At 66.3% G+C, this 14,237-nt stretch carries 12 protein-coding genes and 1 pseudogene; 11 read left to right on the forward strand and 2 right to left on the reverse strand.

What is annotated here, in order from left to right:
- Window positions 1–10: 10 nt before the first annotated feature.
- The gene (locus B4A39_RS12935; RefSeq protein ID WP_292036955.1) at window positions 11–1,048 is read left to right on the forward strand and encodes a hypothetical protein; all 1,038 of its coding nucleotides are present in this window, start codon (window positions 11–13) and stop codon (window positions 1,046–1,048) included.
- Between the two features lie 24 nt (window positions 1,049–1,072).
- Here B4A39_RS12935 and B4A39_RS12940 read toward each other — a convergent pair whose 3' ends face one another.
- Window positions 1,073–1,618: a DUF2061 domain-containing protein gene (locus tag B4A39_RS12940; protein WP_292036956.1), complete on the reverse strand. Its 546-nt coding sequence runs from the start codon at window positions 1,616–1,618 to the stop codon at window positions 1,073–1,075.
- A 140-nt stretch (window positions 1,619–1,758) separates the two neighbouring features.
- Here B4A39_RS12940 and guaB point away from each other — a divergent pair, with 140 nt between their 5' ends.
- The 7 genes from guaB to B4A39_RS12975 all read left to right on the forward strand — a co-directional run bounded on the left by guaB (window position 1,759) and on the right by B4A39_RS12975 (window position 9,632).
- The gene (guaB, locus tag B4A39_RS12945; RefSeq protein ID WP_292036957.1) at window positions 1,759–3,216 is read left to right on the forward strand and encodes an IMP dehydrogenase; all 1,458 of its coding nucleotides are present in this window, start codon (window positions 1,759–1,761) and stop codon (window positions 3,214–3,216) included.
- 76 nt (window positions 3,217–3,292) lie between these two features.
- Window positions 3,293–3,685, forward strand: a complete 393-nt coding sequence (locus tag B4A39_RS12950) for an MAPEG family protein (protein WP_292036958.1) — start codon at window positions 3,293–3,295, stop codon at window positions 3,683–3,685.
- A 12-nt stretch (window positions 3,686–3,697) separates the two neighbouring features.
- The gene (locus B4A39_RS12955; RefSeq protein ID WP_292036959.1) at window positions 3,698–5,122 is read left to right on the forward strand and encodes an RsmB/NOP family class I SAM-dependent RNA methyltransferase; all 1,425 of its coding nucleotides are present in this window, start codon (window positions 3,698–3,700) and stop codon (window positions 5,120–5,122) included.
- Window positions 5,119–5,853, forward strand: a complete 735-nt coding sequence (locus tag B4A39_RS12960) for a 5'-methylthioadenosine/S-adenosylhomocysteine nucleosidase (RefSeq protein WP_292036960.1) — start codon at window positions 5,119–5,121, stop codon at window positions 5,851–5,853. The genes B4A39_RS12955 and B4A39_RS12960 overlap by 4 nt, the downstream gene beginning before the upstream one ends.
- Window positions 5,850–7,412 carry a glutamine-hydrolyzing GMP synthase gene (guaA, locus tag B4A39_RS12965; RefSeq protein ID WP_292036961.1) on the forward strand — a complete coding sequence of 521 codons (1,563 nt, stop codon included), beginning with the start codon at window positions 5,850–5,852 and terminating at the stop codon, window positions 7,410–7,412. The genes B4A39_RS12960 and guaA overlap by 4 nt, the downstream gene beginning before the upstream one ends.
- 290 nt (window positions 7,413–7,702) lie before the next feature.
- A complete protein-coding gene (locus B4A39_RS12970; RefSeq protein ID WP_292036962.1) occupies window positions 7,703–8,956 on the forward strand; it encodes a tyrosine-type recombinase/integrase in 1,254 nt (417 codons plus the stop codon).
- Between the two features lie 136 nt (window positions 8,957–9,092).
- On the forward strand, window positions 9,093–9,632 hold the full coding sequence (locus B4A39_RS12975; protein WP_292036963.1) for a hypothetical protein: 540 nt from the start codon (window positions 9,093–9,095) through the stop codon (window positions 9,630–9,632).
- A 259-nt stretch (window positions 9,633–9,891) separates the two neighbouring features.
- On the opposite strand, the gene B4A39_RS12980 is transcribed toward B4A39_RS12975, so the two are convergent.
- Window positions 9,892–10,176 (reverse strand): helix-turn-helix transcriptional regulator, encoded by a 285-nt coding sequence (locus tag B4A39_RS12980; protein ID WP_008260373.1) that lies wholly within the window; start codon window positions 10,174–10,176, stop codon window positions 9,892–9,894.
- A gap of 548 nt (window positions 10,177–10,724) precedes the next feature.
- Between B4A39_RS12980 and B4A39_RS12985 the strand changes: the two genes are divergently transcribed.
- From B4A39_RS12985 to B4A39_RS12995, 3 genes and pseudogenes are all read left to right on the forward strand, one after another.
- Window positions 10,725–12,728, forward strand: coding sequence for a ParB/RepB/Spo0J family partition protein (locus tag B4A39_RS12985; protein ID WP_292036964.1), 2,004 nt, complete (start codon window positions 10,725–10,727; stop codon window positions 12,726–12,728).
- A gap of 183 nt (window positions 12,729–12,911) precedes the next feature.
- On the forward strand, window positions 12,912–13,535 hold the full coding sequence (locus B4A39_RS12990; protein WP_292036965.1) for a nucleotidyltransferase domain-containing protein: 624 nt from the start codon (window positions 12,912–12,914) through the stop codon (window positions 13,533–13,535).
- 61 nt (window positions 13,536–13,596) lie between these two features.
- Window positions 13,597–14,229, forward strand: a pseudogene (locus B4A39_RS12995) (asparagine synthase-related protein); the annotation flags it as partial.
- Window positions 14,230–14,237 lie beyond the last annotated feature (8 nt).

The following is a 14,237-nucleotide window of genomic DNA, read 5'->3' on the forward strand; positions in this document are numbered from 1 at the left end:
GGAGACGGACATGATCACAACAGTGATCGCCGCCTTGATCTTGGGCATGACCGCGAAGGAGCAGGCGTCGCCTGTTCCGGTTTCGGAACTGCGCGGTTTGAGCGTGTCCGATGCCGTCCGACGACTGGGGGCGACGCGCGATCCGGCGCCGGCTATCAGCATGATCGGACCGCAGGGGTGGGTCGATGTCTATCCCGTTCAGGCTCTGACGCCGCCTGCACCTCGTGGCCAGGTTTGCGACGTGCGGCTGGTTCCGCCCGAACGGGCCGACTATCCGGTTCAATTGTATAGACCGAACGCCTGGGCCGGGGCCTATCCGCGCACGGCCGCCGTCTATGTGGTCGCGCGCGACGGCAGGGTGGTCGAAGTGCTCAATCCGCCGATGCGTGCGCAGCCGCCGCGAGCCCAGGGCGAAAGCGCCGAACGCTACACAAGGCGACTGACGCTGGAGGGTCGTGATCCCTGGCTGTCCGTCGCGCCCGGCCGTCTGCCGCTGTCGGACCTGGACGGTTTTCTGGAAAGGCGCCCTGATCTTGCGACGCCTGCCGAGGCCGTGGTGAAGCGGGCCTGCCAGAGGGCGCCGATCATCCTGGCGAAACCGAGCACAGAACTGAGGGCGGATACGACGGGCGTGCTGCAAGGTCTGGCCCTGCTGCCTTTCGCCTGGCGTCTGCCGGCCCTGAACGAGCAGCGACGCGAGGCTCAGGTCCGGGGTTCGGCCCTGTTCGCGCGAATGAGGTTGGGGGAGGTCGTCCCAGGCGGTAGCGCCCGTTTCGCGGCCGAGAACCCCGGCGTGCGTAGCTATGTCGATGCCGAAGACCCGGCCTATGAGGTGCTGTCGATCGACATGGGGGCGGAAGCTAGCAACAATCTGGCGCGCATGAACGCCGCTGCCCTGGTCGGTGTGCGCGACGGGCGAGTCGTGTGGCTGGCGGACGGCGGGGCGGCCGCTGGCCTGGGCCTGCTAGACTCGATGTGCGTCGACGGCGCGCGGCGAGCAACCGACCATCGCCCAGGTTGCAGCAATACGGGCTATTTCTATCCCTGAACTACGGCCGGGCGTGTCGAGAGATCAGGCCGTCGCGGCTTCCGCCGCCCGACGCGCCTTCCTGGCCTCAATCCGCGTCCAGATGCGGTCATGCAGGGTGAAGAAGACGGTCTGCACCAGCGGCTCGACCATGCCGATGGCCAGGGCCAGACGCCAGTCGCGCGTCAGGGCGAACGCGACCAGAACCGCCACGGTGAAGTGCATCAGGCCGTAGGTGACGGTCTTGGCGGCGACCTGCTTCAGGTTGCGGGGCAGGGCGTGGATGTGACCGTGATGGCCGTGGTGATTGTGCGCCCGGTTCTGCTCGCGGGCGTTCATCAATTCCAGGCGCGCGGTGACGGCCTCGGCGGTTTCCTCGACCCCGGACAGCATCCGGCGCTGCTCGATGCGGTGCCACACCCGGTCGTGGATCGAATAGGCGAAGGTCTGGAAGATCGGCTCGACCAAGCCCACGGCGAGGGCGACCCGCCAGTCGCGCGTCAGGGCGAAGGCGACGAGGATGGCCACGATCAGGTGCATGAGGCCATAGCTCGCGATCTTTAGCGCGAGGCGACGGGCTGTGCTGATCAAGATGCGAACCATTATCGAAACATGTGGCGGCTGCGGCTCAGGTTCAAGGCAATTCCTCTTATTCCCCTGATAGCTCCTGCTTGGGGTTGCGGTTCCCCGCCATCGGGCGTTATACGCGGCCCGCAAAACGGAGACTCCCCATGGAGATACGCGAAGGCCTTACCTTCGACGATGTTTTGCTCGAACCCGGCCCGTCCGAGATCATGCCTGCAATGGCGAATGTCTCGACCCAGCTGACGCGCAGCATCAGACTGAACATCCCGCTGCTGTCGTCCGCCATGGACACGGTGACGGAAAGCCGTCTGGCCATCGCCATGGCCCAGGCCGGCGGTCTGGGCGTGCTTCACCGCAACATGACCATCGAGGAGCAGGCCGAACAGGTCCGCGCCGTCAAACGCTATGAAAGCGGCATGGTCATCAACCCGGTGACGGTTTCGCCGGACACGACCTTGGGCGAGGTCCGCCAGATCGTCGCCGCCAAGAAGATCACCGGCTTCCCGGTAGTCGATCCGGCCACGGGCAGACTGGTCGGGATGCTGACCCACCGCGACATGCGCTTCGAGAGCGATCCGTCGATCAAGGCTTCGGCCCTGATGACCACGGGCGACCTGATCACCGTCCGCGAAGGCGCGGGGCGTGAGGAAGCGTGGAACCTGCTGCGCACCCGCAAGATCGAACGCGTCATCGTCGTTGACGAGGATTATCGCGCGGTCGGCCTGATCACGATGAAGGATATCGAGAAGGCCCAGGCCTTCCCCATGGCCGCCAAGGACGAGCAGGGCCGCCTTCTGGTCGGCGCCGCCTCGACGGTCGGCGACGCGGGTTACGAGCGCGCCATGGCACTGGCCGAAGCCGGCGTCGACGTGGTGGTGATCGACACCGCCCACGGCCATTCGGCCTCGGTGGCCCAGGTGGTCGAGCGCATCAAGCGCGAGAACAATCGCCTGCAGATCATCGCGGGCAATGTCGCCACTTATGACGCCACCCGCGCCCTGATCGATGCAGGCGCTGACGCCGTGAAGGTGGGCATCGGCCCGGGCAGCATCTGCACCACCCGGATCGTCGCCGGCGTGGGCGTGCCGCAACTGACGGCCATCATGGATTCCGCTCGCGCCGCCAAGGGCACGGGCGCCACGGTCATCGCCGACGGGGGCATCAAGTACTCGGGTGATATGGCCAAGGCCATCGCGGCCGGCGCCAGCGTCGCCATGATGGGTTCGATGTTCGCCGGCACGGATGAATCGCCCGGCGAGGTCTTCCTGTACCAGGGCCGCAGCTACAAGTCGTATCGCGGCATGGGCTCGGTCGGCGCCATGGGTGCGGGCTCGGCGGATCGCTACTTCCAGAAGGAAGTCTCGTCCGAGAAGCTGGTGCCGGAAGGCATCGAGGGCCAGACCGCCTACAAGGGTCCGATCGCCCCGGTCATCCACCAGATGGTCGGCGGCCTGCGCGCCTCCATGGGCTACGTCGGCGGCGCCACCATTCCTGACTTCCAAGAGCGCGCCCGTTTCGTGCGCATCACCAATGCGGGCCTGCGCGAAAGCCATGTCCACGACGTGATGATCACGCGCGAAGCGCCGAACTATCGTCAGGGCTGATCCTGATCCTGATCCGCTCCCGATCTTCGGACCGGGAGCGGTTTCATCGTTTTGAGCGGATGCGGAGGGGTAAGGCGTGACGACTGAACTGACCTATCTGGCGGCGGTGCTGGTGCTGGCCCTGGTGCAGATCTTTCTGCCCGCTGGCGCGCGAACCCTCGAGTTCGGCTCCAGATGGAACGCCGGCCCTCGGGATCAGACGCCGGTATCGACGAACCCGCTGACCGGTCGCCTCGAAAGAGCCCAGTCGAACCTGTACGAGACCCTTCCGCTCTTCATCGGGGCCGTCCTGATCGCCCACGTGACGGGGGCGGAAAGCGCCCTGACCCTATGGGGCGCCGCTTTCTATTTCTGGGCGCGTGTCGCCTATATTCCGCTCTACGCCCTTGGCGTGCCCTACATCCGGTCGCTGGTCTGGCTGGTCTCGCTTGCGGGACTGATCATGATCCTGGCGGCCCCGTTCATCTGATCCGAGACCCGATTGACCCCTGCAGCCCGCCTCGCCGCCGCCGCCTCCGTCCTCGACAGCATCGCCCACAGCCGCCAGCCGGCCGAGGTGGTGCTGAAGGCCTGGAGCGCGGCCAACCGCTATGCGGGGTCCAAGGATCGTCGCGCCATCGCCGACCGCGTCTACAAGGTGATCCGTGCGCGTGGGCGTCTGGTCTGGGCCATGGGCGGGCGTGAGGATGGCCGCGCCCTGGTCATCGGCTCGCTGTCGCTGATCGACGGTCTGCCGCTGGACGACATCGACCTGCTACACTCGGGAGAGGGCTATGGCCCGCGTCCGTTGTCCAAGCAGGAGCGCGGCCGCATCACCTCGGCTCCCGGCGAACTACCCGGCTGGGTCGCCGCGGGCCTGCCCGAGTTCGTGGTCGAGGACTTCAAGATCACCTTCGGCGACCGTTGGAGCGAGGAAGCTCACGAGCTGATGGCGCCGCGCGCGCCGATCGACCTGCGCGTCAACCTGGCCAAGACCACGGTCGCGGGGGTAGAGGCTGAACTGGTCGAGGGGGGCCTGTCGCCCGAGCGCACGCCGTGGTCGGCGGCGGGACTGCGCCTGTCGGCCGAACCGCCGCCGAACGTTCAGGCGCTGGAGGCCTTCAAGCAGGGCCATATCGAAATTCAGGACGAAGGCAGTCAGGTCGCCTGCTGGCTAACCGGCGTCGCGCCCGGCATGACCGTCGTCGACTATTGCGCTGGCGGCGGCGGCAAGACCCTGGGTCTGGCCATGTTGGGTCAGCCGGTCGCGCCCCGGGCTGCAACAGCTGAGGTCGAGGCCGCGCCGGTGGCCACCTGGTCGCCGGTCGGCGGAGACGGGCAGGGCGCTGCGCCCAAGCCCAAGGCCAGACCGGTCGTCGAGATGGGCATCCGCCTGTTCGCCTATGACGTGGTGCAGAAGCGCCTGGACAACATCCGTCCGCGCCTGGCCCGCGCCGGCGTCGCCGCCGATCTGCGCCTGCTGGGCCAGAACGGCGGAGGTGTCGAGGATCTGGTCCGCCAGGCCGATGTGGTTCTGGTCGATGCGCCGTGCAGCGGTTCGGGCACCTGGCGTCGCCGACCGGAGGACGCCTGGCGTCTGAAGCCCGCCGAGGTCGAGCGCCTGCACGCGTTGCAGGTCCAGATCCTGGGCCGGGCCGCCGAACTGGTGAAGCCGGGCGGACGTCTGGTCTTCGTCACCTGCTCCATGCTGCGCGGCGAGAATGAAGCGACCGCCGACGCTTTTGAGGAAAACCACCCCGAGTTCGCCCCTGTTCCTGTGGCCGAGGCGCTGACCGGCGCCAACCTGACTGATGCGGCCCGCGAGCGTCTGGGCGTCCTGGCTGAAGGCGGTCATCGCCTGCGTCTGTCGCCTGCCTCGACCGGCACCGACGGCTTCTTCGCCGCCGTCTACGAGCGGACGGCGTGAGCGACGGCCGTTCCAAAGAAATCTACGGCCTGACGGTTCTACCCGTCATGGCGGCGCCGGCTGAGTACGGCGACGCCCTTCAGGCGCGGATCACGCCGCTGATGACCGGGATCGGCCCGGTCGAGGCGGCCATCGCCCTGACGGCGGCCCTGACGCGGCTGGAAGCGGACGACGCCCTGCCGGACCTGATCGTGTCGCTGGGCTCGTGCGGGTCGCGCGACCTGGAGCACGCGGCGGTCTATCAGGCCTCGTCCGTCAGTTATCGCGACATGGACGCCAGTCCGCTTGGCTTTGAGAAGGGCAAGACGCCTCTGCTCGACCTTCCCGGCGTCCTACCGCTGCCATGCCCCATCCCCGGCGTGCCGACGGCAACCTTGTCGACCGGCGCCAATGTCGTGTCAGGCGCAGCCTATGACGTCATCGACGCCGAGATGGTGGACATGGAGACCTTCGCCCTGTTGCGCGTCGCCCAGACGTTCGGCGTGCCGCTGATCGCCCTGCGCGGCGTCAGCGACGGCAAGAGCGAGCTGTCGCAATTGACTGACTGGACCGATTACCTGCATCTGGTCGACGCCAACCTGGCCGAGGTCTGGGACCGTCTGGCCGAGGTGCTGACGACCCAGGGTCTGGCCGCACTGGCTGATGTTCCCGCGTCGCGACTTGATCCCGACGTCTTCACCCGTCAAGAACCCGCCCCATCAACGCCCGCTTCGGATTCTGAGCCCTCATGACCGCGCCCCACACGCATGACGCCGTGCTGATCGTCGATTTCGGCAGTCAAGTGACCCAGTTGATCGCGCGCCGCCTGCGCGAAGCCGGTGTCTATTGCGAGATCCATCCGTTCAACAAGGCGGGTGAGGCGCTGAAGACGGTGGCGCCCAAGGCCATCATCCTGTCGGGCGGCCCCAACTCGACCACCGACGCCGACAGCCCCAAGGCCGACCACGCCCTGTTCGAGGCCGGGGTGCCGGTGCTGGGCATCTGCTATGGCGAGCAGACCATCTGCGCCGAGCTGGGCGGCAAGGTCGAGAGCGGCCACCATCGCGAGTTCGGCCGCGCCGAGATCGTGATCACCCGCGAGAGCCCGCTGTTCGCCGGCATCGGCGCCGTCGATCACCGCGAGACTGTCTGGATGAGCCACGGCGACCGCGTCACCGCCATCCCCGAAGGCTTCCACGTCATCGCCACCTCGGAAGGCGCGCCCTACGCCGCCATCGCCAATGAGGAGCGCAAGATCTATGGCGTGCAGTTCCACCCGGAGGTGATGCACACCCCGCGCGGCGCCGTGATCCTGAAGAACTTTACTCACGGCATCGCCGGCCTGACCGGCGACTGGACCATGGCCGCCTATCGCGACGAACAGATCGCCAAGATCCGCGAGCAGGTTGGTTCGGCCAAGGTGGTCTGCGGTCTGTCGGGCGGGGTGGACTCGTCCGTCGCCGCCGTCCTGATCCACGAAGCCATCGGCGATCAACTGACCTGCGTCTTCGTCGACACCGGACTGCTTCGCAAGGACGAGGCGACCCAGGTCACCACCCTGTTCCGCGAGCACTACAACATCCCGCTGGTGCACGTTGATGCATCTAAGGAATTTCTCGGCGAGCTGGCCGGGATTTCGGACCCGGAGACCAAGCGCAAGACCATCGGCCGCGTCTTCATCGAGATCTTCGACCGCGAGGCTGGCAAGATCGAAGGCGCAGAATTCCTGGCCCAAGGGACCCTCTATCCCGACGTGATCGAGAGCGTTTCGGCCTCGGGCGGCCCGTCGGCGGTGATCAAGAGCCACCACAATGTCGGCGGCCTGCCGGACTTCATGAAGCTGAAGCTGGTCGAGCCGCTGCGCGAACTGTTCAAGGACGAGGTCCGCGCCCTGGGCCGTGAACTGGGCCTGACCGACGCCTTCGTCGGACGCCACCCCTTCCCGGGGCCGGGCCTGGCCATCCGCATCCCTGGCGAGATCACGCCGGAAGCGGTCGCGACGCTGCAGGACGCCGACGCCATCTATCTGGAAGAAATCCGCAAGGCTGGTCTCTACGACGATATCTGGCAGGCCTTCGCCGTCCTGCTTCCGGTCAAGACGGTCGGCGTCATGGGCGACGCCCGGACCTATGAAAAGGTCCTGGCCCTGCGCGCGGTCACCTCGACCGACGGCATGACCGCCGACTTCTACCAGTTCCCCTGGGACATCCTGGCCAAGACCGCCACGCGCATCATCAACGAGGTCCGCGGCGTCAACCGCGTCGTTTACGATGTGACCTCCAAACCCCCCGGCACCATCGAGTGGGAATAGTCCCGACCCTTCGGTAGCATTCGGTATCGCTTCCGAAGCCGCCTCTAAAGGGCTGACAACATTGTGAATTCTGTCGAGACCCTTCGGAGCCATTCGGAGGGTCTTTTTTCGTTTTGTCGGACTGCCCGACGGTACGCCGCTGCATTGATCTGGCGGACTCGGGCTCATACCGTCCTGACATCGGGCCAAGCCCTGACGGTATTCATTTCCAGCAAGTCTCTGAAATGGATGATAAAAAGCTGTCTTGGCGCGCCCGAATTCGAGGACCGACAGCCAGAGGCGATTATACCGTGCTAACCGACACCGCACTGAAGAATTTGCGTCCGAAAGCAAGGGCTTACAAGAGTACCGACAGGGACGGTATGTACGTCTATGTCTCGACGGGCGGCGCGATCTCATTCCGCTACGACTATCGGTTCAACGGCCGTCGAGAGACCTTGACGCTCGGGCGTTACGGCAGCGCCGGATTGACGCTGGCCCAAGCCCGTGAGCGGCTGATCGAGGTGAAGAAGGCGATCGCGGACGGGGTGTCGCCCGCGGTTGAAAAGCAGCGCGCCAAACGTCGCCTGAAGGAAGCTCACGATTTCGCACAGGTCGCCCAGGGCTGGATGGACCGCGCGCCGATGGCGGACAGCACCCGCGACATGCGCCGGGCGATTTTCAATCGGGACATCCTGCCGAAGTGGAAGAACCGCCTGCTGAGCGAGATCACACCCGACGATCTGCGGGCCCACTGCAAGGCGATTGTGGATCGCGGGGCGCCCGCCACGGCGATCCATGTCCGGGATATCGTCAAACAGATCTACGGCTGGGCCATCCTCCACGGCGAGAAGATCGACAATCCTGCGGATGACGTGGGTCCGGCTTCGATCGCGACCTTCCGACCGCGCGACCGCTCGCTCACCCCCGCCGAAATCCGGATCATGCTGATGCTTCTGGGTGAGGTGGCGACCCTGCCAACCATCAGGCTCGGCCTGAAGTTCATCCTGCTCAGCATGGTTCGAAAGAGCGAACTTCAGGACGGGGTATGGACCGAGGTGGATTTCGACAATGCGGTCTGGTCGATCCCGGCGGCGCGCATGAAGCGCTCACGCCCTCACAACGTCTACCTCTCCACCCAAATGCTGGACATCCTGGTCGCCCTGAAGACCTGCGCCGGCAACTCGAAATACATCCTGCCGTCGCGCTACGACGCCGATGCGCCGATGTCGCGGGCGACCTTCAACCGCGTCACCAGTGCGATCGCTGAGAAGGCCGGTAAGGGTGATCTCCCGCTCGAACCCTTCACCGTCCACGACTTGCGGCGGACGGCCTCGACCCTGCTGCACGAGATGGGCTTCAACTCGGACTGGATCGAGAAAGGGCTCGCTCACGAAGAGCGATCTTCGCGAGGCGTCTACAACAAGGCGGAGTTCGAGACCCAGCGCCGCCACATGGCGCAGGAATGGTCGAACGCCGTGGACGCCTGGGAAGCGGGCCGCGCCTACACGCCGGTTCTGACCGTGTCAGAGGTCAGCGCACCGCGTTTTGATCCGAAATTTTGAAATGCGTCGGGATGCCAGCAGAAAATGCAGGGACAAGGACATGATCGACGCGCGGGATAAGGCTGCCGCCACCAAGCGCACGGCCGTCCGGCCGGGACTGCGCAAGCGGTCGCCGGACCTGTTGGGACTGTAGGCCATGGCCGGGCCGTATTTTCCGCCGCTGGAAGTCGCGGGGCAGACGCTCGCGTTCGACCATCTCGAGCCCTTCGTGCTGGAGATGGCCACCCAGTCGCGTCCGAACGGCGTGAAGATCGATGTCCGGTTTAGCAACCACTGCTTCAGTGAAACCTTCGACGCCGCCCAGCACGACGAAACTGCGGTCGCGGTCTGGGATGGTCCGAGGCGGCGCGTCTTCTGTCCGATCCGCTATGGGCTGTCGCAGGCGCTCCCGCATATCCTGAAGGGTCTGCCGACGGCGCACGTCTATCAGACCCCGGAGGCGAACTTCCTGCGGATCGGTGTGCGCAACGACGGCGGAGCAGGGGACTACAGGGTTTTCTTCCGGGTCAAGCGCGGCGCCGACGCGGGCGTCGATCTCAAGCTCTTCGTGGAAAGCGCCTACAGCCCGGAGCCGGCGCAGGCGCTCGCTATTGCGCACATGAGCAAGGTTCGCTTCGCCGTTCTGATCGACAAGACGCTGAAGGGCGAAAAGCTGAAGTTCCACCGGAGAAGATAAGGGCGCCCGGAGGCGCCCTTATCAGAAGTCACTCGGTAGCCGCTTCCGGGATCGAAATCCCTATCTCGCTCACGCGTGGACCTCCGAAGAGGCGGGTGAGGCTGTTTCAACCGATCTGGCCTCGGGACGACATATAGCTCGCGGGGGTGAAGAAATCAATTATCGGCCCTGGAAGCCCGTGTCCCGTCCCCCTTGCCTCCGCCATCCCCGGCTGAAGCAGTCGATAATCCGCTCGCCGTTTTCTAAAGCGAGGCGCGGCTTACAGGTGCGGTCGGGAGGCGCCCGGCCCATCGTGGACGGGGCGTGATCGGCGCAGGCGCACATCCGGAGCCTTGGCCGGCGTGACGGGGGTGCGGCGGCGTTTCTCCAGCCAGGTCTGCACCTCCGACAGATCCCAGACCACGCATCGCGGCGTCAGCCGGAAGCGTCTGGGGAACTCCCCGCGCTGCTCCATCTCCCAGATGGTGCTGTCTGCGAGCGGCACCATCTGGCGCAGTTCCGGTTTCTTGATCGTCCGTGGCAGGGGCGAATGGGTCTGTCCCATGATGCATCTCCTCGTTCGGGTCGATTCGAACCGAAAGATGCCGCAGGGAAAACACGCAGGCCCGCGGTGTTGGTCTTACGGTTCTCAGCACCGTCTGCGCAGACGTCGTCTGATGACGCCCGGTCGCTTAGTCGACGGGTCACCGATCCCAGTCACTCCGCCGCGGTCATCCCGCACCGCAGGATGGGCGCCGCCTTCTTCAGGCTCCTTCCTCGCTGCAACTGGGTATCGTGGCCAGTGACCGATAAGCTCCGGTTCTTAGCGGTCGACTTTGACGACGGAATGCACGGTTCGTCGGGCTTGCAGAGCTAAGGGCTCCGCCCTCGCGCGCGCCAGGGTGAAGCGGCTGCGCCGCCGGACCGGCCGGTCTCCCCGACCTTCCGCGCCGACGATCGTCATCATAGCCGCAATCAGGGTCAGGCTTGTGCAGGTCGGGTGATCCCCCTCCGGCCGGTCCGCCCTGGCCCTTGCTACCCCGGTCTCGCCGACGGGCAGGGTTTCAGGCGCGCAGTTCGCGTGCCTGCAACCCAAGCCCAAAGGAGGCAGACATGACTGCTCAATCCACCGAAACCGTCGCGACTGAAGCGACCGCGCCACAACACGGCGCGGAACTCATCGTGCCGCTTAATCGGCTCAAGGCCTCGCCGAAGAACGCGAGGAAGACGCCGCATGCGCCCGCGACCATCGAGGCCCTCGCGGCCTCCATCAAGGCCAAGGGGGTGTTGCAGCCGCCCGTGATCGAGATCGAGCGGACCGAGGAGGGCGAACCTACGGGAAATTACCTAGTGACGATTGGCGAGGGGCGCCGTCAGGGGCTTCGGCTGCTGGCCAAGCGCAAGGCGATCAAGCGGACCCATCCGGTGCGCGTGATCGTGGACGCCGAGAACGACGCCCACGAGATCAGCCTCGACGAGAACATGACGCGCGAGGCCATGCATCCCGCCGATCAGTTCGAGGCCTTCCAGCGGCTGGCCGTCGAGAAGGGCTACGGCCCCGAGGAGATCGGGGCCCGGTTTGGGGTGTCCGTCCATGTCGTGCGTCAGCGTCTCCGGCTCGGGTCAGCGGCCCCGGAGTTGATGTCGGCCTACCGGGCCGGGACGCTGGCGCTGGACCAACTGACCGCCTTCTGCGTCAGCGAGGATCAGGACCGGCAGCGGCAGGTGCTGGAGCAGGTCGGCCCCCACACCCCGGCCTACGCCATCCGGCGCGCCATGACCGAGGCCAAGGTGAGCGTCGGCGATCGGCGCGTCCGCTTCGTCGGCGTCGAAACCTACGAGGCCGAAGGCGGCGGCATCGTCCGGGATTTGTTCACCGAGGACGGCGGCGGCTGGCTGGAAGACGTGGTCCTGCTGGATCGACTGGTCGGGGAAAAGCTGGCCGGGCTGGCCGATGAGGCGCGCGAGCGGGAGGGCTGGAAATGGGCGGAGCCCGCCCTGGACTATCCGGACGTCTCGGCCTTCGGACGGGTCTATCCGGTGGCTGTCGAACGGTCGGAGGCGGACGCCGCCGAAATCACGGCCCTGTCGGAGGAGTATGACCGGATCGTCTCCGAAGCGGGCGCGGAGGGGCTGTCGCCCGAAGCGGACGCGCGGCTGGAGGAGATCGACAAGGCCTTGCAGGCCTTCGGCCCTGACTTCGACTACGCCGCCGAAGCCAAGACGCGAGCTGGCGTCATGGTGATGCTCGGCCACGACGGATTGGCCCGCTTCGAGCGCGGACTCGTCCGCGCCGAGGACGCGGTGACGCCGACCCCGGAGGAGGCGGACATCGAGGGCAACGGTGGCGACGCAGACGCCGAGCAGGGCGGGAGCGCACCGGAGCCGGAAGAGGTCGGGAGCGCCCTGTCCGACCGGTTGGTCATCGACCTTACGGCCCACAAGACCATGGGCCTGCGCGACGCGGTGCAGGCCGATGTGGGCGTAGCGTTGGCGACCGTGGTTCATGCCTTGGCGCTGCAGGTCTTCTATCCGGGATATGGCCTCTGGACGCCGCTTCAGCTTCGACTGTCCGTCAGCGGTCTGGAGCGGCTGGCGCCGGGCGTGGACGACGGTCCTGCCGGTCGGCGGGTTCGCGACCGGTGCGAGGCGTGGGGCGCGCGACTGCCCGAGCGCGCCGAGGACCTGTGGGGCGTGGTGTTCGGGTTGGCTCCATCGGACCAGTTGGACCTGATGGCCTGCTGCGCTGGGGTCGGCCTCTACGCCGTGCGGGACCCATACGACCGGCGACCCGGCGCCTTGGCGCAGGCCGAGGCGCTGGCGACGGTGGTCGGCCTCGACATGACCGGGACGTGGTCGGCGACGGCGGCCAGCTACTTCACGCGGGTGCCGAAGACGCGGGTGCTGGAGGCGGTGACGGAGGCCGTCAACGTGGAGGAGGCGGGCCGCATCGCCGGGTTCAAGAAGGTTGACATGGCCGAGGCGGCGGAACGGCTGGTGGAGGGCAAGGGGTGGTTGCCCCCGGTCCTGCGGACGGTGTCCGATGCGGCGGAGCCGGAGGACGAAAGCGCGGACGAACCGCGCGATGACGACGCCTATGCGTTCGCGGCGGAATAGCCGTTGTTCAGAGACTGAAAACTTGCCGCGCGCCCTTTGGGGGCGCGCGGCTTTTTCGTGGGCGCCGCCGTGCGGCGGTGAAGACCACCGTTGGCACGGGACAACGCTCGCTCGGGAGGCGGACAGGTTGAAGACGGCGTATTCAGCCTTGCCGTGTGCGCCCGTATCGCGGAGACTCCCGCCATGAAGAAAAGCCTCGATCATCTGCCGCTGCGCAAACAGGCCGAACTCCGTCAGGTGGTCGAGACCGTGCGCGCAGCGTTCGAGGAGGCCATCTCGACCCGCCGCGCCGCGCGGCTCAAGGACGGCAAGATTCTCAAGGTCATCCTCTACGGCAGCTATGCGCGCGGCGACTGGGTTCATGACCCTGTCGGACGCTACTTCTCGGATTTCGACCTGCTGATCGTGGTCGATCATGAAGACCTGACCGACGGCGAATTCTGGCACGAGGCCGAAAACCGGACCATGCCTATCGGGCCTGACATCCGCACTCCAGTCAGCCTAATCGTCCATTCGCTCGACGACGTAAACGAGCAACTGGATCGCGGGCGCTACTTCTTCGCCGACATCATACGCGAGGGCGTGCTGCTCTACGACACGCCGGGCGCCAAGCTGCACAAGCCGGCGGACCTCAAGGCGCGGGTCGCGCTGGAGGAGGCTGAGCGGCACTATGCGAAGTGGATGTCTAGTTCAGCTGAGTTTCAGGCAGGAGCCGGTTTCTACATAGAGCGAGGCAGTTCGAACTTGGCAGCGTTCTCGCTGCATCAAGCGTCAGAACATCGCAGCCTTGACCCGACAGCAGTTTGACCCGCTCGGTCAAAGCGTTCGCCCAGCGCTCCACGGCATCGACATGGTCTATGACGCCGAGATGGCCGGCCGGGCGCGCAAGGTCCGCGCCACGGGGCTGCTCACGGGGCAAGGCGGTGACGCCGTCTTCTTCCAGTCACCCGACCCCCTGGTCGTGGCGGACAGGTTCCGGCGCGAGGGCCTGAGAGGTTTGAACCCGGGTTATGTGGCGTCCGTGGCGCGGTGGACCCGGCACTCCGTCTGGACCATCGCCAGACATAGTCTTTTTCCGAAGCCGCGCCCGCCCGCCACGACGCGACGCCATCGGTGGGTCGAAGGGGCGGAGGCGCTGCCGCCCGCCAAGGCGCGCCAGGTTCTGCAACTCGCCAACTGCCAAACCTTCTGGAGCGACTGCCTGCGCGCCCGCTCGGCGACCCTCCTGCATCCGCTGCTGACGCAGCCGGTCATGGAGCATTGCCTCGCCATCCCCACGGACTGTCTCACACGCGGCGCACGGGATCGCGGCCTGGCCAGGATCGCGTTTGAAGACCGGTTGCCGCCGTCGATCACTGAGCGGCGCGACAAGGGAGATCTTAGCCGCTTCTATGCTTCGGTCGTGCGCCAGAGCGTGGATGTTGTGACCGACCTGCTCGTCGAGGGACGGTTGGCGGAAAAGGGTTTGATCAGTACCGACGACTTCGACAAAGCCCTCTCCGATGCGCA

The sequence above is a fragment of the Brevundimonas sp. UBA4553 genome, from assembly GCF_002387245.1.
In the GTDB taxonomy this organism is placed as follows: domain Bacteria; phylum Pseudomonadota; class Alphaproteobacteria; order Caulobacterales; family Caulobacteraceae; genus Brevundimonas.